A 26,823-nucleotide genomic window follows, 5' to 3' on the forward strand; every position below is an offset into this window, starting at 1 on the left:
CGGGCGGGGCGGTACGGGTTCAGCGGTTGGGCGTGATGACCCGGCTGGTGCGGTAGAGCCGGTACTTGGCGCCGGTCGTGGTCCTGGCGAACGCCTCGTAGCGGCGCGTGAACTCGGGGTCCCGGAAGATCGCGTCGAACCGCTGCCGGTCCGTCCACGCCGCGAGGTTGACGATGGCGTCACCGTCGACGCTCGTCAGCAGGCGGGAGCCGCGGAATCCGTCGGCGGTGGCGGAGACGTGGTCGACGGCTTCGGCGAGCGCGGCCACGCTGGCGGGCGCGTCGTCGGTGGTGGCCACGTTGATGAGCAGCACGCCGTCGTCGGGTTCGGGAGCGGTGACCACACCCGGGCTGGTGTTGCGGCCCTCGAAGGAGGTCCGCTCGTACGAGGCGATGCCCAGCTTGTGCCAGGGGTCGCTCTCGACCAACTCCTGCGCCTGGGCGTCGTCGAGGTCGGCGGTCACGATGACGGCGCCGCCTTCGGGGCGCGGGCCGCTGAGCAGGATGCGGCCCCGGTCTGCGTGCTCGCGCAGCCAGGCCTTGTGCTCGGCCATGTGCGCGACGACGGTCTCGCGCGGCGTCAGGTAGGTGAGGGTCAATACGTGGATCATCGGGTACTCCCGGTGTGGTGGAAGGGGAAGGGGAAGGGGAAGGGGCGGGGCGGAATCGCCGGCCGGATCAGGCGGCGGGGGCGCCGGTCCGCCGGGCGAGCCCGGCCAGGACGTCCTGCGCGCCGGCCACGATGTCGCGGACAACCTGGGCGGCGGGCTGGATGTCCTGGATCAGGTCGAGGACCTCGCCGGCGAACATCGCCCGCTGGCTGGTGTCGTCGCGGGCGACGGCTGCGGTCCACCGGGGCTCGACCTCGGCCCTCCGGGCGGCGAGTTCGGCGTCCCTCCCGGTCCAGGTGCGGGTGAAGTCGTTGCCGATGGAGCGGGCCCGGTAGGACTCGTCCCACGGGATGCCGCGCACGACGTCGAACGCACGGGTGTCGACGGTGTCCGCCGTGTGCGCGGAGACCAGGTGGGACTTGAACCCGGTGGTGGCCAGTGATTCCTCGGTCGCGGCGAACCGGGTGCCCATCATCACGCCGTCGGCGCCGAGCGCGAGGGCGGCGGCCAGGCCGCGGCCGTCCGCGACACCGCCGGCCGCGACCACGGGCACCGCGCCCCGGGTGGCGTCGAGCACGGCGGGGACGAGGGGCAGGGTGGCCAGCGACGCGTGGTGGCCACCGGCCTCGGCGCCCTGGGCGACGAGTACCGAGGCCCCGGCCTGCACGGCGACACGGGCCTGCTCGGGGTCGTGCACCTGGACGACGACGTGGGAGCCGGCGTCTGCTGCGGACACCACGTACTTGCGGACCTGATCGGCGTCACCGAAGGAGAGGGCGATGACCGGCGGGGCGTAGCCGAGTACCTTGTCCCACAGGCCGGGCCGGGTGTCGAAGGTGAACATGACGCACCCGACGCCCCAGACACCGCCGGCCTCGGCGGCCCGGGCCACATGCTCGTCGATGAACGCCGCGTCGCCGTAGCTGACGCCGACGAGGCCGAGACCTCCCGCCCGGGTGACGGCGGCGGCGAGCCGGCCGCCGGAGACGGAACCCATCGGGGCACAGACGACGGGGTGGTCGATGCCCAGCAGTTCGGTCAGCTTGGTCGAGATCACGATGCTCCCTTGGTCCGGTTCGCTGGCATGGCACGGCCCGGCGGGCCGAGGAGGGGAAGGGACCGCTGCCGAATTCCACACTGAATTCGGCGCGGAAAGCAGTCGGGGTGCCCATGGGTTGAAACCGTCGCGGAAAGAGGCCCGCTGCTTTATGTCCATGAGGCTAGCCTTGTTCTCCATGGCACGTCCAAGACGAGAAGCGCGTGCCTGCCATAACCGGGCGCCTATAGTGCCTGGCAGTGGAAAGAGCGGTGGAAACACCGAACGGTGGAAACGGAAAAGGCGTGTGATCCCGGCTGGGGGAGGGCCGGGATCACACGCGGTCAGGGGCAGGGGCCGGTCACTCGGCCAAGAAGGTCCAGCCGCGTTTCGCCGAGACGTCCTGCAGGATGCGGGCGGTGCGGCTGCCCGCGAGAGCGATGACCGCGAGGCGCTCGCGCGGCGGCCTGAGGGTGGGCAGGGGCCGCCAGACCAGGTGCGGCTCGCGCTCCACCGCGCGGTGCGGGCGCAGCGCCACGAGATCCGACGTGGTCTGCAGCGCGTGCACGAACAGGGCGTGCTGGTCCTGGTTGACCGGGTGGAGCACCGCGTTCCAGCCGAGCCTGGCCAGGTGCGCCGGCACGGTCTCCGCGAATCCCGGCGCGCAGCCCTCCTCGTACCAGAGCAGTCGCTGCCGGGTGAGCTCGCTCCAGGTCGGCTCGGTGCGGGCGGCGAGAGGATGCTCCCGCGCCAGGACGACGCCGAGCGGCTCGTCCCGAACCACCGCGCGCACCACGTGCGGCATCGGGATCGGCAGCCGCACGATGCCGAAGGCGATCTCGCCGTGCCGCAACAGCTCGCCCTGGTCCGCCGTGTCCACTGAGCGCATCCGCAGCCGCGCGTCGACGGCGGCGTCGCTGTCCGTGCGGCTTGCCGACAACACGTTCTGCACGTCGATGAGGACGTCCGCCGGCACCGCGCCGCACACCCCCACGGGCCAGACCCGCGGTGCGGGAGCCGCCGCGGCGATGGCGGAGCGCAGCTGACCGGGAATTCCCTGGATTTCCCTGAGGAAGGCCCGACCACCGCTCGTCAGTTCAACACCACGCGAACTGCGGATGAACAGCGCCGCGCCGATGCGTTGTTCAAGGCGCCGAATTTGCTGACTGAGGCTCGGCTGCGATATCCGGAGTTCCTGGGCCGCGGCCGACACGGTTCCGGCGCGCACCACGGTCAGGAAATAGCGAAGATGCCTCATGTCGAAGTCGTCGACGTCGCGTGCGTCGGACATCGCGCGGTGTACGGCGTCGCCCGTCGGGTCCGGTCCCTGTCTGTCGAGGTCGGCACGCCCCGGGGCGTGCCGACCTGTCCACTCGTCCAGCACGCTCATGCGCTTCCTCCCCAAGTCGCCACCGCAGGATGGCTGAAAAATTCGTTCGCAAAGGTATTTTTTAGGGGCCTGAACCGGGTCGCTCTCCTCCGCGTTCCGATCCCGGCGCCTCGGCCTCCGGCAGCCCGGGCCTCCCGCCCGCCGACAGCAGGGTGAAGAGCAGCCGCCACAGCGGCTCCCCGCCGGCGTCGGAGTCGTTCCCCGCGCACCCGGCCGGTGTGTGCAGCAGCCCGTACGTCACGATCACCAGCAACTGGACGACCAGCGCCGGCGGGTACGGGGCGAAGCCACCGTCGCGCTGTGCCCGGCGCACCAGTTCGACCAGCGCGGCGCGCACCTCGGCCATGACCTCGGAGAGCGCCCGCGCCAGGACCGGGCAGTCGTCCGCGAGCCGTACCGCGGCCCGGAGCCGCACGTCCGACTGCAACCGCTCGGCGAATGCCGCGACGGTGCCTTCCAGAACGTGCCGGGCGTCGGCACCCGGGGTGTCGTGCGTGGCCCGCAGGCTCGTCCAGGACTGCCGGGACTCGTCGATCAGAGCCCCGGCCAGCGACCTCTTCGAGGGGAAGTGCCCGTAGAGTGCACCCTTCGTCATCCCGATGCGCTCGGCCACCGCGCTGAGCGTGGCCCTGCTGTAGCCCTGTGAGGCGAACACCTCGGCCGCGGCCGTCAGCACCTTCTCCCTCGTGCGCCGTGCCCGTTCCTGTTTGGCCATGTCTGCGCCCTCCATCGTCAAGAGAGCACATGCATACCACCGGTGCGGAGCGCCCTCGCGGCGTCCCGGCCAGCCGGGCCTCTCACATGCTCTCCAGCGGGCCCCGGCGGGCGGGGGCCACCGGCCAGCCGAGGCGCTCCGCCTCCTCCCTCAACGTCGGCGAGCCTCCCACCACCGCCGGCCTGCCCACCGCGTGCAGCAGGGCCAGGTCGCTCTCGTGGTCCCCGTAGGCGTAACAGTGCCGGGGATCGGCACCCCGCTCCCGCATGAGCCGGACCGCGGCCTCCGCCTTGGCCTCTCCGATCATCGGGCGGTGCACCTCCCCGGTCAGCACCCCGTCGGGCCCGACCACCAACTCGGTGCAGACGACCGCCGATGCCCCCAACTCCTCCGCCAGCGGGGACAGCAGCGGCCGCATCGACCCCGACACCAGCACGACCTCGCGGCCTGCGGCCCGGTGTGCGGCGACGGCATCGACCGCGGCCGACATGAAGGCCGCAGCGCCGCGGCGGTAGCCGTCGAACCACCGCTGGCCGGCGGCCGCCAGAACGGCCAGGGGAACGCCCGCGAACCGCCGGTAGTAGCTGCGGTTCAGCGCCTCGCGATCCCGCGTCGCTGCTGCCTCGGCCCGCAGGTCCGGCAGCCCTGGGGCGATCCGCGCCGGATGCCGGGCCGTCCAGTGCCGCCAGAAGTCGATCAGGCTCTTCTCCGCGATCACGGTCTCGTCGACATCGAAGAAGGCGATGGTGGAGCGCCCCGGCCGGGCCGCCGCCGTCATCGGCCACCTCCGTCCGCCCGCGCCGCGCCCGCGTACGCGTCGGCCGCCGCGTCCAGGCCGAGGGCCCCGTGCGACGCCGCCGTCGTGACGTCCCGCCAGGCCCGCTGCAACCGGCTCTCCGGGGACTGTCCGCGCAGCCCCGAGGCGGCGAACAGGTCGTGGGCCACCTCGCGGCACAACTCCGCCGCGGTCGCCGCGTCCCTGCGGTTCTCGGCCACCGCGAGCGGGGTGATCTCCCCCCGGTCCGCGCGGTGGGCCGTACTCTCCAGGAGCAGACCCGCCGCGTGGAGCCGCGCGGACGCCCGGGTCAGCAGCAGGTCGCGGCCCGGCCTGCCCGGACCCGGCTCCAGGCACTCGGCCGTCCAGGCCCGCAACGCCGCACGCGCGCTGCCCAGCACCGGCGCCGCGAAGATCGGCGAGGCCACCATCGGGTAGGGGACGCGGTGGCAGCGGGCCCCGTCGGGCAGGGGACGCACCAACGCGTCCAACACGAACGAGCGGTGGGCGGGTACGACGATCCCGTCGCCCGTCACGCTGTTGCTGCCGCTTCCCCGCAGGCCGACGGAGTCCCAGGTGTCCAGGACGGAGAGCTCGGCGCGTGGCACGGCGAAGAACCTGTGCTCCCGCACACCCTCGGGCCCCGGTGCCCAGGAGGCCAGCAGCAGCCATTCCGCGTGGGCGACCCCGCTGGCCATCCGCCACTCTCCGTCGAGCCGCCAGCCGCCGGGTACTGCCGTGGCGCGTCCCTGCGGGGGAACGACCGACGCGGCGATCCGTACGTCCGGGCCACCGGCCCAGAGGTCCTGCTGCCCCTGCTCGGGCAGGTACGCGGCGAGTCGGCCGTGCGCCGCGTACAGGGCGGCGCACCATCCGGTGGAGGCGCAGGCCTCCGCGACGGCCGACGCGGCGCGGAGCAGCCGGCCGAAACTTCCGGCTGCGCCGCCCCACCTGGCCGGTACGAAGTGCCGTGGGAACCCCGCGTCGACGATGGCGGCGGCCACGCCCGGGCCCAGCGCGCGCCGCTCGTCGGCACTGCGTGCGTCCCGCTCCGCGGCCCCCAGGAGCAGGCCGAACGGGTCCTCCCCGTCCCCATGGCGCTGCTCGCCCCGGCCGTTCCGCCCGCCGAGTCGACTGTCTGTCTCGGTCCGTCGCAGGTCGGGCGCGGTGGACCGCTGCTGTGCGCTCAGCATGCCGTGTCCAGCCGGGGAAGGGCGGACTCCGCAGCGCCGCGGCGGAGCGTGGCGTGGGCCAGGTCCCGGTCGCCCTGCCGGGCGCGGACGGTGAGGACGTTTCCGTCCGGGCCGGCCGGTTCCGCAGTGATCCACACCGGCAGGTGCAGTTCACCGAAGGCCGTGAACCTCACGTCGAGCAGTGTCACGGCGTTCGCGACCGGCCTGCTGTCCCCCACAGTGACCTGGCCTGCCTGACGGAACGCCTCCACGAGCGCCATGCCCGGCACATGATCGGACTCGTGGTCGAAGAGGACGGGGTGCTCCCGGTCGAGCCGCAGCCACCAGCCGTCCCCTCGCAGCGGTTCGGCGGCGAGGAGCACATCTCGCTCGGCGCACTGCCCGACCCGGAACGGCGGCAACGGTACGGCCGGCGGCAGCGCGGGCGGTCGCACCGCCTCCGGCGCCTGCTCCCCTCGCCGGCGCAGCATGGTGTAGCGGCGGGGCTCCATCGGCTCCCAGCGCACCCGCACCCGCCCCACGGAAGTGTGCTGTACCAGAACGTCCGCTTCCAGCTCCAAGCGCAGCCGCCGCTCGCCCTGCGCCGGAGAACGGCAGACGGCGTCGAGCCCGACTGCCAGCCGGTCGGTGCCCACCGGGGGGAGCGCCTCCACCAGGTCGACGGAGATCGTGCTCAGCACGAACGGCATTCCGTGCGGGACGTCGAGGAAGCGGTGCGACAGGTGGATCGCGGCCTGCCGCGCGGTCTCCACCAGCAGCACCGGGTCGGCCGCGGAGCCGCCGTGGTGAGCGAGATAGTGGTCCCTGTGCCATGAGGCCGCCACCGCGAAGCGCTCGTCGTCGAGCCGCCTTGCGTCCGTGAGCAGCACTTCCGCGTCGGCCGCCTTGTGGACGGACTCACGCGGAACGCTCCGGTCGTATTCCAGCCCTCCCCGGTGGCGCTGTGTTTCCGGCCGTCCTGCACGTGTCCCAGGTCCAGGCATGACGTACACAGTGGATTCCTCCCCGTGGTCGCCGTGACCTCCCCCGCACCGGTATCGTCCCGGCGCAGCCCATGGCGGCGACCCCTGCAGAAATATACCTTCAGGAAGGTATTTGCCGGGGTCGTTTTCCGCCACCACGTACAAGCGAACATGCCGTCACATATCGGTGGATGAGCCGATACGCCGACCGACAGGGGACCGCCTTTCATGCCAGAGCCGCAGCCGACCGCGTTCACCCCGCACAGAACTCCGGTCAGAAGGGGCTCCGACCCCAAACAGGAGCGTTCGGCGAGGACCCGTCTGCGCGTCCTGATGGGCGCCGCGCAGCTCTTCACCGAGCGTGGTTTCCGCCATACGTCGGTCAAGGATGTGGCGGACCGGGTCGAGATGACCAAGGGCGCCGTGTACTTCCACTACCCGACCAAGGAAGCCCTGGCCGTGGCCATCGTGGAGGAGCACTACGCACGCTGGCCGAAAGTCCTCGACGAGGTCGTCGAGGAGGGGTTCGGCCCGTTGGGTACCGCCGCACGTGTGCTGGAGCGGGCCGCCACCGCGTTCCGGGACGACGTGATCGTGCAGGCGGGCGCCCGGTTGCAGTTGGAGCGCCCGCACATAGACGCCGAACTTCCCACCCCGTACGTCGACTGGGTCTCGCTCCTGGAGTCGATGCTCACCTCCGCCGAGGAACTGGGCGAGCTGCGTCCCGGCGTCACCCCGGGGCGGGCCGCGCGCTCCCTGGTCTCCGCTTTCTTCGGCTCCCAGCACGTGTCCGACGTCCTCAGCGGACGTGCGGACGTGGTGGAGCGCTGGCGGGACCTGAGCGACCTGCTGTTCCGGGCGATCCGGGCGGACTGAGCGGCCGGGCGCGGGGTGCGGTGCGGGCTGGAGCCCAGGGGCCGGGCAGGTCCGCGAACGGAGTCCCCTCGGGTGTGCGCGGCGGGGCCCCGGACGTGCCCGCACGAGCCCGGGGAGCGGTGCACCGCTGCCGTCCGGCGGTGCACCGCTCCCCGGGAGCATGTTCGTCGTGCCGCAGTTGTCGCAGTCCGTGAACGGTTCTGCGGCACCCTGTGGCAGACCGTCAGGCCGGTCTTCTCCCGCCGCGCCCGTCAGGCCGGGTCCGTCACCTGGCGCCGGGTGGAGAGGACGACCAGGCCACCGATGACGGCCAGGCCCACGAGAACGGCGCCGAAGATCGTCGCGCCGGTGGTCAGGCCCACGGCGTCGCTGAGGTAGCCGGCGGAGACGGGCAGGGCGCCGGCGGGGATGTAACCGCCCACGTTGAGCGCGGCGTTGGCCTCCGCAAGGCGCTGCGGCGCGATGGTGGAGTTGAGCAGCGACAGGCCGCCGAGCTGGCCCATGCCCTGGCCGGCGCCGGCCAGTAGCGCGGAGAGGATGAGCAGGGCCACCACCGAGGTGTGCACGGCGAAGATCAGCGTGATCATGCTGAGTGTGGTGCTCGCCGCGCCGGCCGTGAGGATGGTGCGGCGGCGCAGCCGCTGGACGGCGAACTGCACCCCGGTGGCGGCGAGGAACATGACGAACGCCATGGCTCCCGCGACGATCCGGTTGGTGGTCTGGAGCAGTCCGGACAGCAGCGACGGGCCGAGCGAGAGGACGAAGGAGGTGGCGGTGATGCCGGGCGCGAACACTGCTACGCCGAGGGCGAGTTGGCGGCCGTTGCCGCGCGGCACGCCCGGCACCCGCACCCAGGCGCCCTCGGCGCGCGTCTCGGGGCGGCGCAGCGGCATCCGCAGCACGGCGAGGGCCGCGGTGACCAGGAGCGCTGCCTCGACGATGAAGACGGTGACGGTCGGCCCCGGTGCCGTCTCGGAGAGCACGCCGGCGACCAGCGGGCCGAGTCCGGCACCGAAGACCATCGCGCAGGAGGCGAGCAGAGCGGCGATCCGCTTGCGCTCGGGTCCGGCCACGTCGGTCACCGCGGCCATGCCGGCCGAGACGACGGCGCCGACGGCGATCCCGGTGAACAGCCGGGCCACGATCAGCGCGGCCACGCTGCCGGCGGTGGCGAAGATCAGGCAGGCGGCGAGGGCGAGCGCCAGCGCGGGGAGCAGGACGGGCTTGCGGCCGACCCGGTCGGAGACGACTCCGGAGACCAGCAGCGAGCCGATGAGGCCGACGATGTACAAGGCGAACACCACGGTCAGGGTGCCCTTGGAGAAGCCGATGTCGTGCTGCCACAGCACGTACAGCGGCGTCGCCGCGTTCGAGAGCACGAAGACGGCTGTCACCGGCCAGGCGGCGAGCCACACCCACCACAGTGGCGCGACGGACCGTTCGCCGGCATCCGTGCCGGGGTCACGTCGCCGTGCGTCGATGGCCTGGACGGTTCTGGTCCGTGTCTCGGACATGAGTGTTCCTCCCGATCTTTCCTGCCGGCTCCAGCAGTACGAGTCGAGTCGAACTTAGCATGCAGTACGATCGAACTCGTATATAGGGATTGCGATATGAGGAGTCGCCTATGCCCAGGACCACGGCCGCCGAGCCCGTCGTCAAGGTGTTCCCCGAGCCGCCCGACCTGCCCGAACCCCTGCCGGAGCCGGCGGTCGACGATCTGCGCCTGGAGGTCGTCCTCGGTGCGCTCAGCGATCCGCTGCGTTTGACCATCGTCAGGAAACTGCTCCTGGAGTCGGAGGGCTTCGACCATCCTTGCGGCTGGTTCGGGCTCGACCGACCCAAGTCGTCGCTCACCCATCACTTCAAGGCACTGCGCGAGGCGGGGATCACCCGTCAGCGCCAGTACGGGCTGGAGCGCCGCAGCCATGTACGCGTTGCCGACCTCGACGCCCGGTTCCCCGGCCTCGTCGACCTCGTGGCGGCCTGGACCCCGCAGGCCTGACAAGAAAATGCCGCGCCCGGCGCTCTTCGCGACAAAGCCGACTGGGGACTCGGGCGCGACCTGCATCCAACGGCGCCGGCCGACGGGTCAGGATCGCCGCTCCTCACGTGCGACCGGCTGCCGGCCAGCCGGCACGTGACGCAGCGGCGCTCCCCTCACCGGAGGGGACCCGTCGCCTGGGCGGCGGCCCCTTCGCCGGCCGACGACGGGGGAGTCGATCCGTGAGCTCGCCGCGTCGTGGCCGGACCATTGCCCCGAGGCCAGGTGTTCCCGGGCACAGTGCCCTCAGGATCTGAATTCCACCGGGCTTCGGGTCGACGTGTCCCAGGTGCTGCGCGTGCCGAGCGGCGGCACCGACGGGCGCGAGGGACGGCTGGGCCCGGCTGGCACCGCGTGTAGCCGCGGGCCGCCGACCGCGCAGCGACAGCAGCGCCACACCGGGCCGAGGTCGCCGACGTCGCGCTCGGTGGGGTGACGGCGATGAGCAGCATGGCGACGCATACCAACGGCGTCCTGCAGAGCACGGGTCGCGATCGGGGATTCGGGCACGTGAACGGCGCATGGCGTCACAACCTGCGGCTACCCGAGGGACTCCACCGGCGGCGCCGCAGCAGGAAGGCTGCGGCCGCCGCCGTGCTGGACGTGCCGCCCACCGTCCACGCGATCAACCCGGAGCGATCCGTCTCCCGTTGTTGTGCGGTGCAGGTCTTGCCCTCACAAGTCCGTCAGACCTCCACCATCACCTGGTCCAGCGCCTTGCGCTTCAGGCCCGGCACCTGGCAGTCCTCCGCCGGATAGCCGACCGGGATCACCGCGAAGGCCTTCTCGTTCTCGGGCCGTCCCAGCACCTGGGAGAGGAAGCGCATCGGGCTCGGCGTGTGGACCAGCGCGGCCAGGCCCGACAGGTGCAGGGCGGACAGCAGCATGCCGACCGCGATGCCCACGGACTCGTCCACGTAGTAGTGCTTCCGTTTGGCGCCGTCCGCACCCAGCCAGTACCGCTGCTGGAAGACCACGATCAGCGCCGGGGCGTCCGTGAGGTGCGTCTTCACCGCGTCCGTGCCCAGCGGGCGCAGGGCGGCGAGCCACTCCTCGCCGAGCCTGCCGTCGTAGGAGGTCCGCTCCTCGTGCTCGGCTGCCTCGCGGATGCGCCTGCGGATCTGCGGATCCCGGACCAGTACGAAGGTCCATGGCTGCTGGTGGGCACCGGACGGTGCCGTGGCCGCGCAGGCGATGGCGTCCCGTACGACCTGCTCCGGCACGGGATCGGAGGAGAACTGGCGCACCGAGCGCCGCTGCCGCATCCGGTCGCGCAGCTCTGCCGAGCGGGTGAGGGACTCAGCGGGCTCCATGCGCTCCGGGCGGTAGGGGACCGGGTGGTAGGGGGCGCCGTGGGCGGGCTCCCAACGTTCTTCGGTGGTGGTCGTCATAGGGGAGAGTCTGGTGTCAGTGGCCCCGGGTTCCAAGAGGGGAAGGAAGGGCTGGGGAAGAAGGCGACGGGCCTCGGTCCAACACTGCTCCGTGGCGCTGCGAGGGAGCCGAGGCCATGTCGGTCGCCGCCGCCCGGCCGGGCGGCTGTCAGAACTTGCCGCTGTTGTTCGCCTCGGTGGGGGAGGGAACGGTTTCCGCCACGTCCCAGTGCTCGACAATGACACCGTCCTGAAGCCGGAAGATGTCGAACACGGCCATGGGAGTGCCGGCCTGGTCGACCTCGCTGAGGGTGACGACGAAGTTCCCCTGGCCGATCAGCCGGTGCACCTTTGTGTACGTCAGCCGCTTGCCTTCGGCGGTGAGCTCGGCGACGAACGCGGTGAAGCCGTCGATGCCGTCCGCGACCTCGGGGCTGTGCTGCACGTACGATTCCTGCGAGATGAACTCGGCAGCGCGCTCGAACTGTCCGTCTTGGAGGACCGTGGCGATGAAGCGGGAGACCTTCTGCTTGTTCTCCTCCGTGCGGTCGAGATCGGCGACCTCGGTCGCGCCGTCGGTCTGTGTGTGACCCGACGGGCTGATCAGTCCGCCGGGGGCGATCGTGTCCCAGTGTTCGACGATCCGGGCGTTGTCGTCGGTGTCGAACAGATCCGCGGTCACCCAGTGCGTCACACCCCCCAGCGTCTGTGCCACATGGAGGAAGACGTACTGGCCGTCCTCGATCGCGCGGACCACCTCGATGTCACGTCGAGGATTGCGGGCGAGGAAGGGTTCGAAGAACGCGAGGAATCCTTCCTTGCCGTCGGCCACTCCCGTGCTGTGCTGCGTGTACCGGTCCCCGGTGTATCGATCGAGCGCTTCGCGTGCCCTGCCGTCGCGGATGCCGTCAAGATACAGGCCACGTGCGTTGTTCATTCTCGCCGTCATACGACCATGCTCGCAGAGCCGTTCCGCTGCGGGCGTTCACCGGCGTGGAGCAGGGGGACATCTGCCCCACGCGAGTACAACACCTCCGGGAGCCGGAGCCGGAGCAACTCGTCAGCGAGGCGAAGGCCGGGCCCGGTAGCGCAGGGGTTGGGGGATGGGGCGGACGGCTTCGGCCTGTTCGCCGGCCCCCCCCGCATCCTCAGAGGTGCGATCCCCCAGGACAACGCACGCGGATCCGCCGTCGACCGCACCACCTGCCAAGCCATCGCCAGCGTCACCATGCTGCCCATGAGCAACCTTTGACCACGCCAACCCTGCACCTTCGCGGTGAGCGAGGTCATGGTGCGGGGGCCCGCGTCGCCGTCGACGTCCAGGCCGTTGTCGCTCTGGAAGTGCCGTACCGACTCGGTGGTCTGCGGCCCGTAGATGCCGTCGACACCGCTGAGGGGGGGCGTATCCGAGCCCGGCGAGGTCACGCTGGAGAACGTCGGTGACGGCGTGAGCCTGGGTGACACCGGGGGCCGAGCAGCAGACCGACGAGTATCGCGGCCAGGGCGAGTGTCGGCGACGTGACACGGGCGCCGACCGAACGCGTTGGTGTTCGGAGGGTCGTTGGGAACAAAGGGAATCTCTTCCTGCTTCTCCGGGACATGCCCGGGAGGGACGGATGGAGGGTGGAACGGTGCCGGCCGGCGACGACCGTCCTTGGCCACAGCCCCTCCGTCCCACCACCGTGAACAGCAGAGCGGGATGCTCTGGGACGCGGGGACTCGCTCCGGGACAGTTGACGGAGCACGAACGGGCGGCGGAGCGGGAGCGGCGGTGGGGTGCGAGCGGGCGGCGGCGCGCAGGCTGCCCCCACGTCTCCGTGAACCGGCCGGGTCGGCGCTCCGTCCAGCGGCAGGATGCGCCGATCTGTGCAGGGCGCGGAGATCCACGGGGCACGTCACGGATGTGGGACGCCCTGCGTCGATTTCTGGGACGCCTCGTGGCTGTCTCGCCTCCTGGGACGGTTCGCCGATGGGCGCCGGGACGGTCCGCGGCCCTTCCGGGACGGTCGGGGGCGGTCGGCCCCGTCGGGCGGAGCTGCGCCCGCGATCGGTGGCCCGCCCCGCCCTCGGCAGAGCGGGAAGGTGACGTCCCGGTCCCCGACTCCCGCATACACTCGTCCGCGAGACCGCAGGACGGGGGACGGGGGACGGGGGACGGGGGACGGGCATGGACACGGACAGTGCCGCGGACGGCGAGTCCGCCCTGCTCTCTGCGGTGCGGGCGGCAGACGCCGCCCTGGTGCACCGCCTCCTCCGCCAGGACAGCGATCCCGCCCTGGTGGACGCCGCGTTCTGCCTGGCGGTCCGCATGCATGCCGGACACATGGCCCAACTGCTGCTCGCGCACGGCGCGGATCCCGGCAGGAGCAGGCCCGGAGAGCTGCCCCCGCTGAGCGAGGCGGTCGAGGCGGGGTCGCCCGCACTCGTCGGGGCCCTCCTGCACGAGCGGATCCGGGACCGGTACCCGAAGTCCGAGCTGAGGGAGATGCGGGACCTCGCGCGGCGCCTTCACGAGGCGGGGCCCGAAGCCGGACTCCGGCGTCGCACGGGCGCCAGGACGGCCGTTGTCCGCGCCCGCGTCCAGGACGACGAGTTCGACAGCATCGTCGAGACCACCCTCGGCGGGGTGTCGGTCCGCGACGGGCACGCGGCGATCCTCACGGACCTGGAGAAGATACTCGGCATCCGCGCCTCGTTCGAGGAACTGGCGGCACGCGCACTTCGGCACGATCAGGATCACGCCGCCTGGTCACGGTCCACCATCACTCTGGCGCGCCGCCGCGACGGGGAGACCTGGGCGGCGGCCGCGGCTCTGCGGACGCATCCCGCCCCCGCCCACCGGCTGTTCGGCGCCCAGGTTCTCAGACTGACGCACCTCTTCGACGACAGCGATGCGGACGCCTTCGCCGGCCCCGCACTGGACATCTTCACCGACTGGTCGACAAGGGAGACACATCCCGCCGTCCTCGCCGAAGTGCTGATCGCACTGGGAGAGCACGTCGCTCCGCGCTCGCAGGCGGCCCTCCTGCCTCACGCCGGCCATCCCGACAGGCGTGTACGGCGCGCCGTCGCGGCCGGACTCGGCACGGGACGCGAGCCGTTTGCCCATCCCGACGAGATGCGTGAGGCGCTGCTGGTACTGATGACGGACGGGGACGCGACGGTACGTCAGGATGCGTGCTTCACCGTCGGACTGGGCGGCGACCGTGCCTCTGTCCTCACCGAGGCGATGGCCGCCTTGCTGGACGACCCGGAGCGTGGGGTCCAGCTCGCCGCTGTGCAGGGGCTCGCCCTTCACGAGGACGACCGCTGTGTGGACGCGGCCCGCCGCCTCGGCCCTCCGCGGCCCGAATTCCCCGGCGAGGAGCACTGCCTCGGCGTGGCCTGGCGCTACGAGTGGCGCCGCGACGGCCGCTGACCCGGGGCTCCCTCTACGCGGGAGTCGTCGGCGTGGTGCCCGCGGGTCGGCGGATCATTTCGGAATCAGTCGTTCCGGAATGACCCCTGCCTGAAAGTCCCACGGCTGGCTCGAAGCCCCGCCGACACGACGTCATCTCCGCGACGGCCACCGTGGGGCCTGGCCTGCCGTCGACGCCCTCCTGAGCGGCTGTGGCCCCGACTTCCTCTGCTGCCACCTTTGGCGCAAACACCACCCCGGCCAACTCATGTGTCCAGCAATAAGGTTGTGGTCGGTCAGGCGGGGGAGTCGTGAAGACGTTTCCTTCACGATCCTCGGCGCTTTGCCACAGCAGCAGAGACGCGGAGAGTCCACTCGGCGCTTCCGAGCAGATCGGGCGCCAACCAGCTGATGGGAGATCGACCAACGATGTTCATTCTGGTACGGAACAGAGCGCGGGCGGCCGCGCTCGCCCTCTCGGCCGTCATGGCCCTCGCCTTCGGCGCGACCGGAGCGGCAGCGGCTCCCGCTTGCGCCAAGCAGGGGCCGACCTCGGTGGCCTACATCGAAGTGAACAGCAACAGCATCCTCAACGTCGGCAAGTACACGCTCGCCGAGGGCGGTGGCAACGCTTTCGACATCGCTGTGATCTTCGCCGCGAACATCAACTACGACACCAGCACGAAGACGGCGTATCTGTACTTCAACGAGAACGTGCAGCGCGTCCTCGACAACGCAGCCACGCAGATTCGGCCGTTGCAGCAGCAGGGCATCAAGGTCGTACTCTCGGTCCTCGGCAATCACCAGGGCGCAGGGTTCGCCAACTTCACGTCACAGCAGGCGGCTTCTGCGTTCGCGGAAGAGATGTCGGACGCCGTGGCCCAGTACGGCCTCGACGGCATCGACTTCGACGACGAATACGCCGAGTACGGCAGGAACGGCACGGCCCAGCCCAACGACAGCTCGTTCGTGCACCTGGTGACGGCACTGAGAGCGAACATGCCGGACAAGATCATCAGCCTCTACAACATCGGCCCGGCCGCGTCGCGCCTGTCCTATGACGGCGTCGACATCTCCTCCAAGTTCGACTACGCCTGGAACCCGTACTACGGCACCTGGCAGGTCCCCGGCGTCGCACTGCCCAAGTCGCAGCTGTCGCCGGCGGCCGTCGAGATCGGCCGCACCTCGCAGAGCACGTCCGCCGACCTCGCCCGCCGAACCGTCGCCGAGGGATACGGCGTCTATCTCACGTACAACCTCGACGGCGCCGATCGCAGCGCCGACGTCTCGGCGTTCACCAGGGAGCTGTACGGCAGTGACACCGTCTACACTCCGTAGGGCACCCGGGCGCCCTCGCGTATGCCGACCCCTCGGCGAGCCTGCCACGTTCCGTAGCGTGCTGCGCTCGTAGAGCCGCTTTTAGACAACGATGTCAAGAACGCGAGTCGGACGCCTGTCTGCTGCCCCGCAACGGGGCAGCAGACAGGCCCGGTGCAAGCAGGCCACCCGTCGGTACCGCGTCGTGATTCCATGGCGCAGCCGTCGCCCAGGCGACGTCGGTGCACCCCAACGCCTGGAAGCTCCTGTGAAACGGTGCGCACCCGGGCGGGACGGTGCTGCCGCGGTTCCAGTCCTCGGGGCTCAGCACGGGCATGGCGTTTGGTGATCGGGTCCGGGTGCTCGCGGGTGATCGCCGCGCACATGCTGCTGTCGAGGCGGTCGCGTCGCTGGGCTACAGTCGCGGCACCCGTTCTGGGCCGGGCGTGCCGGCTCCGGGGGATGCACACTGGAGGAGGCGGCGCATGCGCCCCGGACAATTCGAGCTTCCCGGCTACGACGTCCAGGAGGTCCTGGGACAGGGCGGGTTCGCCACGGTGTACCGGGCGCGTCAGTTGATGGTGGACAGGGAGGTCGCGCTCAAGGTGGACAGCCGACGGCTGACCACCCATCGCGACCGGCAGCGGTTCATGCGAGAGGTCACCTCGGCCGGGCGGCTGTCCGGGCATCCGCACGTGGTCGCCGTGTACGACGCCGGTGTGCTCGACGACAACCGCCCGTACATCGTGCTGGAGCTGTGTCCCGGCGGTTCGTTGGGCGAACGGCTGCACCGGGACGGACCGCTGCCGGTGAAAGAGGCCCGCGACATCGGTGTGGCCATCGCCGACGCGGTGGCAGCCGCACACGCCGCCGGGGTGCTGCACCGCGACATCAAGCCGGGCAACATCATGGTCAACCAGTACGGCGCAGTGGCCCTGACCGACTTCGGGCTCGCCGCCGTGCCGCGGCCGGATCAGGAACTGTCCGTGACCAGGGAGGCGCTGACTCCGGCGTACGCGCCACCCGAGGCGTTCCGCATGGCGGAGCCGTCGCCCGCCGGGGACGTGTACTCGCTCGCCGCGACCGTGTACGCCCTGTTGCTGGGACGCCCGCCCCATTTCCCCGCGGACGGCGGCCAACTCGGCCTTGCCGAACTCATCGTGCGGCACACCTGGCCCTATCCCGCCCTGCCCGCCGTACCGGCAGCCCTCAACGAGGTGCTCGGACAGGCCTTGTCGGCGGACCCGGTGCACCGGCTGTCCCACGCCGAGGCGCTGCGGGACGGTCTCGCCGCCGTCGACCTCGACACCGTCGATCTCGGTCGCTTCGGGCCGGCACCCGGCACGACCACCGCAGGCGGTCATGTCCACCGGGAGTACCGGGACATCTCCGCGGCGCCCCACACCTCGCCTCAGGACACGGCTCCGTGGCCCGAGACCATGCCGAACCCCCTTCCGGCCGGGACAGCTCCGGGACACCCGGGCGAGGCACCCGGGACCGGGGAGACGACCACGGGAGCAGACGACCGAGAATCCAAACGGTGGCGCCCCCGGCTGCTCGCCGTCCTGGCGGCGGTGGCCGTCTCGGTCACGGTGTCGGTGACCGTGGTGGTCTCCCGGACCGGGCAGTCGAGCGGGGGAGCGGACTCCTCCTCGAACGCCGCGCCCTCAACGGCGGGAACAGGCCAAGGAAGCAGTTCGCCCTCCTCACCCGGCTTCGGGGTGTCGACCACCACCGAGAACTGCCCCGCGGCGGCTGTGGAGGGTGTGGGCGGCCGGTGTGTGACCACTCCCGAGTGCTGGAGCGGCATCCTCGACGTATCGGGGATCGTCACCGTCAGCCGTGCGGACTGCCATGTGAAGCACGTGTGGGAGACCTTCGCCGTCGCCTCCCTGCCCGCGGACGGCATGACGAACAACGCGCGGGATCTCATCAAGCACCCCGATGTCCGCGCACTGTGCAGCCAGCAGGTCATGGCCGAGACCAGGTCCCCGCACGGCGCGGACATCGCCGACGAGTGGCAGATCACGGTCGTTCCGCCGAGCGCTTCGCAGTGGGACGCCGGGCTCCGTGTCTTCCGCTGTGTCGCCGCGGCCGGCACGGAGGACGGACAGATGACCGGCAGCCACTTCGGCGCCCCCGCCTGAGCGAGCATCTCCGCCGCCCCCGACCGCTGCCAACACCGCGATCGGTGACGTCGTCCTGCAACTGTCCAACCCGCACAGCGACATTGCCCCTCCGGTCCCGCTCGTGGTCAGCGCCGCCCCGGTGGTCGACACCTACGCCGCATACGGCAGCCTGGTCTGCTGCCCGGTACCGACCCCGCCCGCCCCGTCCGGCCCGGCGCAAAGCAGCGCTCACCGAAACATCCAACGGCGCCGTCCCCATGGACGTCCGCCTCCACGCCCCGACCACGGGCCCCTTCGTCTCCGTCCACCCCGCTCCGGGCGGCGTGGTCCGGAGCGGGCGCGGCCGGAGTCGCGGAGCATGACGCGGTCCGAGCGCAGGCGAGCGACCAGCGCCACCAGCGGGTCGGCCGGGGCGTGGGAGAGGTGGGCGGGGCGTTGGCTTTGTCGTCGGTCGGGGTCATGCGTCCCACTGGCCGCAGTACTCGATGTGGATCTCGCGCGCGTCACCGAGAGTGCCGTCGTTGGAGTGGAGTTCGGAGCAGAAGTGCGGATAGCTCGGATGGACGGGGGCGTATCCGGGGCCGTTTCGGGCGACGTCGAAGAAGTGCCGGGCGGTGTCCCTGAACACCTTCGCGCTGCCGGTCATGAACAGGGTCTCGGCGTGGAGATGCTGGTGAAACAGATCCCGGTTCTCCTGGTAGTGCCGTGCCTCGTGGTCAGTCACGGCTTCGTCAGTGTGTCCTGCGCCAGGCAGCGTCACCGTCTGCGGACGCCCTGGGCCGAGCCGTCTTCGTACTTCCTTCCAGCGTGAGGGTGCGAACTGGAGCGAGTGGTGCAGCAGCACGAGATCAAGCTGCCGTGTGCCGTCTTCTGGCAGCGCGTGGGAGGGGCCACGGTTCCCCCGCATCGGCAGGTGGACCAGCGAGCGCGGTGAAGAGGCGGCGAGCGTCCATAGCCCACCGATCCGCTGGGCGGCGTCCTGATCGAGGTAGGTGTCCAGGTGCCGATCGTGGTCGATGAGCACTGCGTGGACCAGGGGCCGGGCTGGTCGGATGACCTTGAACTCCGTGGATCCGAGCCGTGCTTGGTGGATGGTGATGGGTAGCTTCATTGGTTCTCCGAGACACGGGGCTGACATCGGCGGTGTAAGAGGCCCAGTCGCCGGCTGATGCCTTCTGCCATCGGACGGCGATTTGGATATGGACGCCGAGCACCCGGGCGAGGATGGCGGCGGGCAGTTCGGCGGCGAGGGTGAACAGTGCGGTGGAGCGGTCCTGCCGGGGCTGGCTGTTCGGTGCGGGGTCTTCGAGATCGTTCGGGCCATGAGCGCGTCGGGCGGTCGCGGGGGTCGGGCGCCCATGCGCTGTCCGGTCGCCGTCCCCCGGGCACTGGTCAGAAAGCCCGGGCGACGAAATCATCGGTGAAGGTCCGGGACAGATCGATGCTGTGGCCCTCGACCGTGGGGTCGAAGCCGGAGAGGACCTTCAGGACCGTCCGCGGACCGTCGGCGGGCATGAACCCGGTGGGCGAGTACATGTCCTTCTGGTGCTCCAGAGCCCTGGCATAGACCTCCTTGCCGATGTCCTGGTAGTAGCGGGGCGGCAGCCTGTCGGTGATCTCGTCGGCGGTGTGGGACCCGACCCAGTGGAGCGCCTCGACCAGCGCGTTGACGAGCTTCTGCACCGTCGCCGCGTTCTCGCGGATGTACGCCGTGGTCAGGTACAGGCACGACGCCGGGTACGTCCCACCCAGGACCGCCTTCGCGTCGGCCACGGTGCGCAGGTCGACGAGCACCCCGCCCAGCCCCTTTTGTTCCAGAAGCGAGATGGTGGGCTCGGTGGTCATGCCGACGTCGATCCTCTTGCTCCGCATCGCGGCGACGAAGCTGGCACCCGCGCCGACGGCGACCGATGTGGCCTGCCTCGCCGAGACGCCGTTCCTCGCCGCAAGGTACCGCATGAGGAAGTTGGTGGAGGAGCCGAGCCCGGTCACGCCGAGACGCCTTCCTGCGAAGTCGGCCGGGCTCCTGATGCCGGCCGCCGCGTCGTCGCGCACCATCACCGCCTCGCCGGGGGCTCGCAACAGCTGGACCACGGACTGCACCGACCTGCCCTTGGACTGCAGGTCGATGGTGTGGTCGTAGAAGCCGACCACCGCCTCGACCTGCCCGGACAGCAACTCGGTCTCGGCCTCCACGCCGGCCGGCACGTCGGCGAGCGTCACCGCCACACCCTGCGCTTCGAAGTAGCCGAGTTCCTGGGCGAGCAGCACCGGCAGGTAGATCTGCTTGTCCAGGCCGCTGACCATGATGCGCACCGGTGGCGCTGCGCCGCTGACCGTGGTTCTCGCGGTCGCGGTACCGGACCCTCCGCCGCAGGCGGCCAGCGCCAGCAGGGCGAAGGCGGTGAGGGCGGCGACGACGGTCCGGCCGGCCCAGGCGGTCCGATCGGTCCTCGCGATCCGTACGGTCCTGTGGTTCCTGGAGTCGTTGGGGCTCCTGAAGGCTCCTACGGTTCTTGCGGTCTCAGGGGACCTGGGGGTCCTGAGGGTCCTTGCGGTCATGGGGTGCCTGGCGAGGAACGACGTGTGGACGGGCTTCATCCATGGTCTCCTTCGCGAGGCGGCGGGGTGAGCATACGGTGGTCCACGGTTCGTGACCCGCGGTGCGCTCGGCACGGGGCTGCCCGGGCGGCAGGCGCCCGGGTGGCCCCGTCCGCGTCGGCGACTCAGCCGTCGGACCCGGCCGGGGTGGTCGTGGCGGTGAAGCCCAGCTTCTTGTTGGCCGCAAGGGCGAACTCGTTGGTGAACGTCTTGCCGAGCTCCAACGACGAGGTCGCCTTGCCCACCATCACCTCGGTCGCCAGCACGGTCTTCGGCCCGCCGGCCGGCATGATCCCGTCCGGCAGGAACTGGCCCTTGTCCTGCTCCAGGGCCCTGATGTAGTCGTCCTTGGTCACCAACTCGTTCTCCGTGAACGACGACGGCAGCTTGTTCGCGATGTCGGCCGCGCTGTGCGTGTCCATCCAGTGCATGGTGGCCACGAGGGCGTCGACGACCTTCTGCACGGTGTCCTTGTGCGAGTTCACCCAGTCGGTGCGGGCCAGGACGCTCGCCGCAGGCCAGGCGCCGCCCAGCGTCTCCTTGGCGCCGTCGGTGGTGGCCAGGTTGATTGCGGAGGCGCCGACCCCCTTCTTCTCGATCGCGGAGACGGTCGGCTGCGTCGTGATGACACAGTCGGCCTTGCCGTTCTGCAGCGCGGCGATGGCGGTGGAGCCCGCGCCGACCGCGATGCGGTGGAACTGGTCGTCCTTGATGCCGTTCTGTGCGGCCATGAACTTGGTCAGGGTGTCCGTGCCCGAGCCGATGTCGGTGACGCCCAGCGTCTTGCCCTTGAAGTCGGCGGGCGACTTCACGCCGCTCCCGGTCGAGCACATCTCCCGCTCGCCCGGCGCGCCGGACAACTGGACGATCGACTCGATCCCCTTGCCCTTGGCCACGAAGTCGATGGCGTGCACGTACCACGCCCCCGCCATGTCGACCTGCCCCGAGGCCATCGCGGTGTCGGCGCCGACACCGCCGTTCGCCTCGTTGCTCAGCTCGACCTTGACGCCGTACTTCTTGTAGAAGCCGAGGCTCTCGGCGAGCTGGTAGGGCAGGTAGATCTGCTTGTCGATGCCGCCGACCATGAGCTTGACGGTCGGCATGCCGCCGGAGCCGCCCGAGGCGGTGTCTGCTGAACTGCTGGAACACGCGGTGGCCGCGCCGAGGGTGAGGACGGTGGCGATCGATGCGGTGAGTGCTCTCTTGAGCATGGCGGCTCTTTCCTTTCAGATCTTGCTCGGTCTTCCTCGGGGTTCCTCGGGTCTTCCTGGAACGCGGAACGCGGAGCGCAGAACGCGGGGACGGGCGACGCGGGGAGCGGGTGACGAAGGGAGCGGGAGACGGGGGAGGGGGTGGTGCGGGGGGTGACGGAGGGAGGGCGCGTTGGAGCCGGCTGCGGGGCTGAGGGGTGCTGAGGGGTGCTGAGGTCAACGCGGCTCAGAGGCCGGCTGCCTCGGAGGGGGACGGCGGACGCCAGGACAGGAGCCGGCGTTCGAGCTTGCCGATCAGCCACTCCGCACCGAGCACGATCACCGAGATGACGAGCATCGTGGCGAACACGCCGTTGGGGTCGAAGTTGTTCTGCGCGGTCTTGATGACCAGGCCCAGTCCGCTCTGCGCGCCGAGCACCTCGCCGACGAGCGCGCCGACGATGGCGAAGCCGAAGGCGCTGTGCAGGCTGGCGATGATCCAGGTGAGCGCGGAGGGCACGACGACGTGCCGGATGATCTGGAGCTGGGAGGCGCCGAGCACCCGGGCGTTGGCGAGGATGTTGCGGTCGACCTCGCGCACGCCCTGGAAGGCGTTGAAGAAGACGATGAAGAACACCAGCACCGCGGCGAGCAGGATCTTCGGGGTCACGCCGATGCCGAAGGCGACGATGAAGATCGAGCCGAGGACGATGCGCGGGATCGCGTTGACCATCTTGATGTAGGGGCCCAGCACATCGGCGAGGTAGCGGCTCTGGCCGAGCGCGACGCCGAAGACGACTCCGGTGAGGGAGCCCACGACGAAGCCGAGGAGCGCCTCCTGGATGGTGGTCCAGATGTTCGAGTAGAAGGACCCGAATCCGGTGCCGTCCTGGAAGAGTTCGACCAAGCGCTTCGCGATGCCCGAGGGCTGTCCGAAGAAGAACGGGTCGACGAGGCCCCAGGCGGTGAAGGCCTGCCAGCCGCCGATCACGAAGACCGCGAGGCCGATGCGACCCGCCCAGACCTGGGCGACACGCCGCCGGGCGGCGCTGCGGGCAGCGGCCGTGGGCGAGCCGCTCGTGCCGTCGGCGACGGCGGGGACGGGAGCGGTGGACATCGTGCTCATGCCTTGCCTCCTGCGGTGCTCGCGTAGGCGCGCTCCACCTCTTCGCGCAGGGTGTCCCAGATCTGGTGCTGGAGTTCGATGAACCGGGGCTGGAAACGGATCTCCTGGACGGAGCCGCGGGGACGGGGCAGGTCGATGTCGAAGACCTCCTTGACCGAGCCGGGGCTGGACGTCATCACGACCACCCGGTCGGCCAGCGCCACGGCCTCGTCCAGGTCGTGGGTGATGAAGACGACGGAAGGGCGTATCTGCTCCCACAGGTCCAGCAGTTCGGTCGACATGATCGCCTTGGTCTGCACGTCCAGGGCGCCGAACGGCTCGTCCATGATCAGGATCCTGGGTTCGTTGATCAGCGCCGCAGCCATCGCCACGCGCTTGCGCATACCGCCGGACAACTGGTGCGGGTAACGGTCCTCGAAGCCGGCGAGACCGACACGGCGCAGCCAGTCCCGTGCCCGGGCGAGCGCCTGCTGCTTGGGCACCCCCCGGAACACGGGCCCCATCAGCACGTTGCCGAGGACGGTCTTCCACGGCAGCAGCGCGTCGGCCTGGAACATGAAGCTGACGCCGTCGGTGATGCCGTCCACCTCGCGGCCGCCGACCCTGACCGAGCCCTCGCTGGGCCGGTCGAGCCCCGACACCATGCTCAGCGTCGTGGACTTGCCGCAGCCGGTGGGACCCACCACGGCGCAGAACTGTCCCGGCTCCACGGTGAACGACACACCTTGCAGCGCCGTGAACACCTCACCTGCAGGAGTCAGGAATCGCTTGGTGAGCCCGGAGATCTCGATGCGTGCGTCGGCACGTTCTGTCGCACCGGAGACCGGGCTGGTCGCGACATCGTTTCGCGAAGCCATGGGGCCGCCTCCTTCCCTTTCTCGGAGTTCCTCGAAGTTCCTCGTAGGAATGGCGGGGCTGCATCCGGGTGGTTCCGGAGATGTCAGGGAGGTCCTCGCGGATCTCCCGCGGATTCCTCACCGCCCGTCTCCGTCCTCCGCTGCCCTTCGCCTTCCTCGCAGGTCGAGGCCAGGCAGACGCTAGAGGCAGCCGTCCGTTACGTCGCTGTTTCCGCGGTATCCCGCGAAAGTTGCGTAACCCCGTCTTCTGCTCGTTCTGCTCAGCGGATGAGGGGTAGGCAGTGTCCCGGCCATCAGGCACAATCGCGCCACCACGGGTACGGCGCAGGGGCCTGCCCGGCACGACCCCGCACCGGCACGACGCACACCGGATCCGAAGAGGTACCGGGACGAAGAGGGACCGAGACGAAGAGGCACCTGTGACACCCATCCGTCTCCGGATCGGCCGCGGAGGGAAGCGGAGACTGTCCGCGCGGATCCTCGCCAACCAACTGGTCATCCTCACGCTCACCGGCCTGATCGGCTTCGTCCTGTTCGCCTTCGCGCAACGGGCCGAACTCGACCGCTCCTACCAGGAGCGGGCGCTGGCGATCGCCCAGACCACGGCGGCTGAGCCGCAGATCCAGCAGGCCATGGAGTACGGCGGCGGCGGTGACGTCGTGCAGACGGTCGCCGAACGGATCCGCCGGGCGTCTGCGGCGTCGTACGTGGTAGTGATCGATCTGAAGGGCGTACGGCACTCGCACCCCATCCCGGCCCTGCTCGGCGAGCCGACGAACGAGCCGCTCACCGTGCTGGACGGCCGTTCGCATGTCGGCGTCGACCAGGGCGCGACCGGGCGGTCCGCCAACGGCCGGGCTCCCCTGTACGGCCCCTCCGGCGCGCTGGTCGGCGAGGTGTCGGTGGGCATCCCGGAGCACGACGTGCTCGGGGAGCTCTGGCGCGAGCTGCCCAGCTTCGCGTTGTACGCCGCCATCGCCACCGCCCTCGGAGCGGCGGCGGCCTACCTGCTGGCGCGGCGGCTGAAGCGGACCACGTTCGGTCTGGAGCTGGAGGAGATCGCCGGCCTGCTGCAGGACCGCGAGGCGATGCTGCACGGCATCCGGGAGGGCGTCGTAGCCTTCGACCCCGATGGCAGGATCACCGTCGTGAACGACGAGGCCCGGCGCCTGCTCGGTCTCGGCACCGCGCTCGGCCGCCGGCTGGAGGAAGTGCTGCCCGACGGCCGGCTGCGCCGCGCTTTGGACGGCAGCCTGCCCGGCACGGACGTCAGCGTCCTGACCGACGAGCACTGCCTCGTCGTGAACCGCATGCCGGTCACCCTGCACGGCCGCGAACTGGGTGCCGTCGTCACCGTGCGCGACCGGACCGAGATGATCGGCCTGCTGCGCGAACTGGACTCCGTGCGAGGGCTGACCGACGCGCTGCGGGCCCAGCAGCACGAATTCACCAACCGCATACACACCCTCGCCGGGCTGCTCGACATCGGCGAACACGACTCCGCGTACGCGTACGCCATCGAGACGGCCCGCTCCGGGCAGGCCCTGACCGAGGATGTGCGCCGGCACATCGGCAACCCGCTGATGGTCGGGCTCCTCGTGGCGAAGACCACGGTCGCCGCCGAACGCGGGGTGCGGATCGTCCTCACGGGCGACTCCTCACTCAGCGCCGACCCGCCGCATCTGCGCCGGCTGCTGACCATCGTCGGCAACCTGCTCGACAACGCCGTCGACGCCACGGCTGGGGGCCCGCCCCCCGAGGGAGGGCGCCGGGTACGGCTGACGGTGGCCGAAGGCAGGACGCGGATCACCGTGCGCGTCGCGGACAACGGTCCGGGCATCCTGCCGGGCACCGCCGAGTCGATTTTCGAGGACGGCTGGTCCACCCGCCCCGACCGGGGCACCGCGCGCCGCGGCCTGGGCCTGGCCATGGTGCACCGACTGGTGCAACGGCACGGCGGCACCGTCACGGTCAGCGAAGGCCCGGGCGCGGTCTTCACGGCCGCACTGCCGCTGCCGGACACGACGCCGGCGCCCCGGGGCGCCCTGTTCACGATGGCGCTGCCCATGGGAGGCGAGAGACGATGATCCGGACCTTGGTGGTGGACGACGACTTCCGGGTCGGCAAGATCCACAGTCAGTATGTGCGGCGGGTCGAGGGCTTCGACGTGGTCGGCACGGCGGCGAATGTGGCCGAGGCACTCACGGCGGTACGCACGCTGCGCCCGGACCTGCTGCTGCTCGACGTCTTCCTGCCCGACGGCAGCGGACTCGACATCCTGCGCCGGCTCAGCCAGGACCAGGGCGAATCCCGCCCCGATGCCCTCATGATCACCGCCGACCACGACATATCCTCCGTGCGTGGCGCGATGAAGCTCGGTGCCGTCGGCTACCTGGTGAAGCCGTTCGGGTCCGCCGACCTCGCCGAACGGCTCGCCTCCTACCGCCAGCTCCACGACCGCCTGGACGCCCTCAGCCGGGCCACCGGCGCCGATCAGGCCGACGTGGACGCCCTGTTCAGCGCCGCCCGCCCACCCATCGTGCCCCGCTCCCCGGCCAAGGGCCACTCCGCGCCCACGCTCTCCGCGATCCACCGCGCCCTGCGCGCCGCCGGCACGGCCCTGTCCGCCGCCGAGACCGCCGAGAAGACCGGCGTCTCCCGTGCCACGGCCCAGCGGTACTTGTCCTACCTGGCCAAGGAGGGGACGGTCCTCCTGGAACTCCGCTACGGCACCACCGGCCGACCGGAACACCGCTACCGCATCGCCCACTGACGCCCGACCGACGCGACGGACGGGCAGGCGTCCCGCCCACCGTCGGACACAGAGCGCCCGACGGTCTGCCAACTCCGGCGGGCGTCATGGGCTTCGCCGTCCTCCCGCGCCGCCGGAGCGTGGAGCGAACTCGGGCCCGCGGCCAGCTCGGCGCCGACATCGAGCATGTCCAGGCCGCCGGTGAAGTGGTCGCCGTGGGCGAACAGGACCGCGCACCACAGGTTGTCGTCGGACTCCAGCAGACCGTGGGCGGCCGGCAGCTCGCTGAGCATCTGCTTGGTGAAGGCGTTGCGCTTGGCGGGCCGGTTCAGGCCCATCAGCAGCACGTGGCCGTCGCGTTCCATGGTGACCGCCGGTGTGCTCGCAGGCGTGGAGTTCATCACCCCTCATCCCCGTGGTCATGCACCACACCGCCTGCGGCCACGACACTCAGGCCGAGGTCGTCTGCTCCTCATGCGGTGAACC

At 70.8% G+C, this 26,823-nt stretch carries 24 protein-coding genes; 7 read left to right on the forward strand and 17 right to left on the reverse strand.

Annotated features, from left to right (window positions below):
* Positions 1–19 precede the first annotated feature (19 nt).
* The 7 genes from JS756_RS24135 to JS756_RS24165 form a co-directional block, all read right to left on the reverse strand.
* The gene (locus tag JS756_RS24135) at positions 20–610 is read right to left on the reverse strand and encodes a YciI family protein (RefSeq protein WP_205385278.1); all 591 of its coding nucleotides are present in this window, start codon (positions 608–610) and stop codon (positions 20–22) included.
* A 67-nt stretch (positions 611–677) separates the two neighbouring features.
* A complete protein-coding gene (locus JS756_RS24140) occupies positions 678–1,667 on the reverse strand; it encodes an NAD(P)H-dependent flavin oxidoreductase (protein ID WP_205385279.1) in 990 nt (329 codons plus the stop codon).
* Positions 1,668–2,007: 340 nt separating this feature from the next.
* On the reverse strand, positions 2,008–3,036 hold the full coding sequence (locus JS756_RS24145; protein ID WP_205385280.1) for a LysR family transcriptional regulator: 1,029 nt from the start codon (positions 3,034–3,036) through the stop codon (positions 2,008–2,010).
* Positions 3,037–3,097: 61 nt separating this feature from the next.
* Complete coding sequence (locus JS756_RS24150) at positions 3,098–3,751, reverse strand: TetR family transcriptional regulator (protein WP_205385281.1); 654 nt, start codon at positions 3,749–3,751, stop codon at positions 3,098–3,100.
* 82 nt (positions 3,752–3,833) lie between these two features.
* Positions 3,834–4,529, reverse strand: coding sequence for an HAD family hydrolase (locus tag JS756_RS24155; RefSeq protein WP_205385282.1), 696 nt, complete (start codon positions 4,527–4,529; stop codon positions 3,834–3,836).
* Entirely contained in the window at positions 4,526–5,719 is a 1,194-nt protein-coding gene (locus JS756_RS24160; protein ID WP_205385283.1) for an acyl-CoA dehydrogenase family protein, read from the reverse strand. The genes JS756_RS24155 and JS756_RS24160 overlap by 4 nt, the downstream gene beginning before the upstream one ends.
* On the reverse strand, positions 5,713–6,702 hold the full coding sequence (locus JS756_RS24165) for a ScbA/BarX family gamma-butyrolactone biosynthesis protein (protein ID WP_275892722.1): 990 nt from the start codon (positions 6,700–6,702) through the stop codon (positions 5,713–5,715). The genes JS756_RS24160 and JS756_RS24165 overlap by 7 nt, the downstream gene beginning before the upstream one ends.
* Positions 6,703–6,909: 207 nt before the next feature.
* Between JS756_RS24165 and JS756_RS24170 the strand changes: the two genes are divergently transcribed.
* On the forward strand, positions 6,910–7,557 hold the full coding sequence (locus JS756_RS24170; RefSeq protein WP_205385285.1) for a ScbR family autoregulator-binding transcription factor: 648 nt from the start codon (positions 6,910–6,912) through the stop codon (positions 7,555–7,557).
* A 251-nt stretch (positions 7,558–7,808) separates the two neighbouring features.
* Here the strand turns inward: JS756_RS24170 and JS756_RS24175 are convergent, their stop codons facing one another.
* Complete coding sequence (locus JS756_RS24175) at positions 7,809–9,071, reverse strand: MFS transporter (protein WP_205385286.1); 1,263 nt, start codon at positions 9,069–9,071, stop codon at positions 7,809–7,811.
* A gap of 110 nt (positions 9,072–9,181) precedes the next feature.
* Here JS756_RS24175 and JS756_RS24180 point away from each other — a divergent pair, with 110 nt between their 5' ends.
* The gene (locus tag JS756_RS24180) at positions 9,182–9,559 is read left to right on the forward strand and encodes an ArsR/SmtB family transcription factor (RefSeq protein WP_205385287.1); all 378 of its coding nucleotides are present in this window, start codon (positions 9,182–9,184) and stop codon (positions 9,557–9,559) included.
* A 725-nt stretch (positions 9,560–10,284) separates the two neighbouring features.
* Here JS756_RS24180 and JS756_RS24185 read toward each other — a convergent pair.
* The 3 genes from JS756_RS24185 to JS756_RS38090 form a co-directional block, all read right to left on the reverse strand.
* On the reverse strand, positions 10,285–10,989 hold the full coding sequence (locus JS756_RS24185; protein ID WP_205385288.1) for a nitroreductase family protein: 705 nt from the start codon (positions 10,987–10,989) through the stop codon (positions 10,285–10,287).
* A 148-nt stretch (positions 10,990–11,137) separates the two neighbouring features.
* Positions 11,138–11,905: a nuclear transport factor 2 family protein gene (locus JS756_RS24190; RefSeq protein WP_205385289.1), complete on the reverse strand. Its 768-nt coding sequence runs from the start codon at positions 11,903–11,905 to the stop codon at positions 11,138–11,140.
* An 8-nt stretch (positions 11,906–11,913) separates the two neighbouring features.
* On the reverse strand, positions 11,914–13,137 hold the full coding sequence (locus JS756_RS38090; RefSeq protein WP_368861113.1) for a peptidoglycan-binding domain-containing protein: 1,224 nt from the start codon (positions 13,135–13,137) through the stop codon (positions 11,914–11,916).
* Here JS756_RS38090 and JS756_RS24200 point away from each other — a divergent pair.
* The 3 genes from JS756_RS24200 to JS756_RS24210 all read left to right on the forward strand — a co-directional run bounded on the left by JS756_RS24200 (position 13,136) and on the right by JS756_RS24210 (position 17,829).
* Positions 13,136–14,386 (forward strand): hypothetical protein, encoded by a 1,251-nt coding sequence (locus JS756_RS24200; protein ID WP_205385291.1) that lies wholly within the window; start codon positions 13,136–13,138, stop codon positions 14,384–14,386. The two genes, JS756_RS38090 and JS756_RS24200, sit on opposite strands and share 2 nt — an antisense overlap.
* Before the next feature lie 408 nt (positions 14,387–14,794).
* Entirely contained in the window at positions 14,795–15,703 is a 909-nt protein-coding gene (locus JS756_RS24205; RefSeq protein WP_205385292.1) for an endo-beta-N-acetylglucosaminidase H, read from the forward strand.
* A gap of 464 nt (positions 15,704–16,167) precedes the next feature.
* The gene (locus JS756_RS24210; RefSeq protein ID WP_205385293.1) at positions 16,168–17,829 is read left to right on the forward strand and encodes a serine/threonine-protein kinase; all 1,662 of its coding nucleotides are present in this window, start codon (positions 16,168–16,170) and stop codon (positions 17,827–17,829) included.
* Positions 17,830–18,268: 439 nt separating this feature from the next.
* Here the strand turns inward: JS756_RS24210 and JS756_RS24215 are convergent, their stop codons facing one another.
* The 5 genes from JS756_RS24215 to JS756_RS24235 form a co-directional block, all read right to left on the reverse strand.
* Positions 18,269–18,922, reverse strand: coding sequence for a hypothetical protein (locus JS756_RS24215; RefSeq protein WP_205385294.1), 654 nt, complete (start codon positions 18,920–18,922; stop codon positions 18,269–18,271).
* Between the two features lie 281 nt (positions 18,923–19,203).
* The gene (locus JS756_RS24220) at positions 19,204–20,412 is read right to left on the reverse strand and encodes an ABC transporter substrate-binding protein (RefSeq protein ID WP_240204275.1); all 1,209 of its coding nucleotides are present in this window, start codon (positions 20,410–20,412) and stop codon (positions 19,204–19,206) included.
* Between the two features lie 125 nt (positions 20,413–20,537).
* Complete coding sequence (locus tag JS756_RS24225; RefSeq protein ID WP_205385295.1) at positions 20,538–21,623, reverse strand: ABC transporter substrate-binding protein; 1,086 nt, start codon at positions 21,621–21,623, stop codon at positions 20,538–20,540.
* A 226-nt stretch (positions 21,624–21,849) separates the two neighbouring features.
* Entirely contained in the window at positions 21,850–22,728 is an 879-nt protein-coding gene (locus JS756_RS24230) for an ABC transporter permease (protein WP_240204276.1), read from the reverse strand.
* Complete coding sequence (locus JS756_RS24235) at positions 22,725–23,585, reverse strand: ABC transporter ATP-binding protein (protein WP_205385296.1); 861 nt, start codon at positions 23,583–23,585, stop codon at positions 22,725–22,727. Before JS756_RS24235 ends, JS756_RS24230 begins: the two co-directional genes overlap by 4 nt.
* Before the next feature lie 419 nt (positions 23,586–24,004).
* Here JS756_RS24235 and JS756_RS24240 point away from each other — a divergent pair, with 419 nt between their 5' ends.
* Positions 24,005–25,672 carry an ATP-binding protein gene (locus JS756_RS24240; RefSeq protein WP_307790999.1) on the forward strand — a complete coding sequence of 556 codons (1,668 nt, stop codon included), beginning with the start codon at positions 24,005–24,007 and terminating at the stop codon, positions 25,670–25,672.
* Positions 25,669–26,358: a response regulator gene (locus JS756_RS24245; protein ID WP_205385297.1), complete on the forward strand. Its 690-nt coding sequence runs from the start codon at positions 25,669–25,671 to the stop codon at positions 26,356–26,358. The genes JS756_RS24240 and JS756_RS24245 overlap by 4 nt, the downstream gene beginning before the upstream one ends.
* Here JS756_RS24245 and JS756_RS24250 read toward each other — a convergent pair.
* On the reverse strand, positions 26,340–26,738 hold the full coding sequence (locus JS756_RS24250) for an enoyl-CoA hydratase-related protein (RefSeq protein WP_205385298.1): 399 nt from the start codon (positions 26,736–26,738) through the stop codon (positions 26,340–26,342). The two genes, JS756_RS24245 and JS756_RS24250, sit on opposite strands and share 19 nt — an antisense overlap.
* Between the last annotated feature and the right edge of the window lie 85 nt (positions 26,739–26,823).

Origin of the sequence: Streptomyces actuosus, assembly GCF_016921115.1 — a bacterium.
GTDB lineage: Bacteria > Actinomycetota > Actinomycetes > Streptomycetales > Streptomycetaceae > Streptomyces > Streptomyces actuosus_A.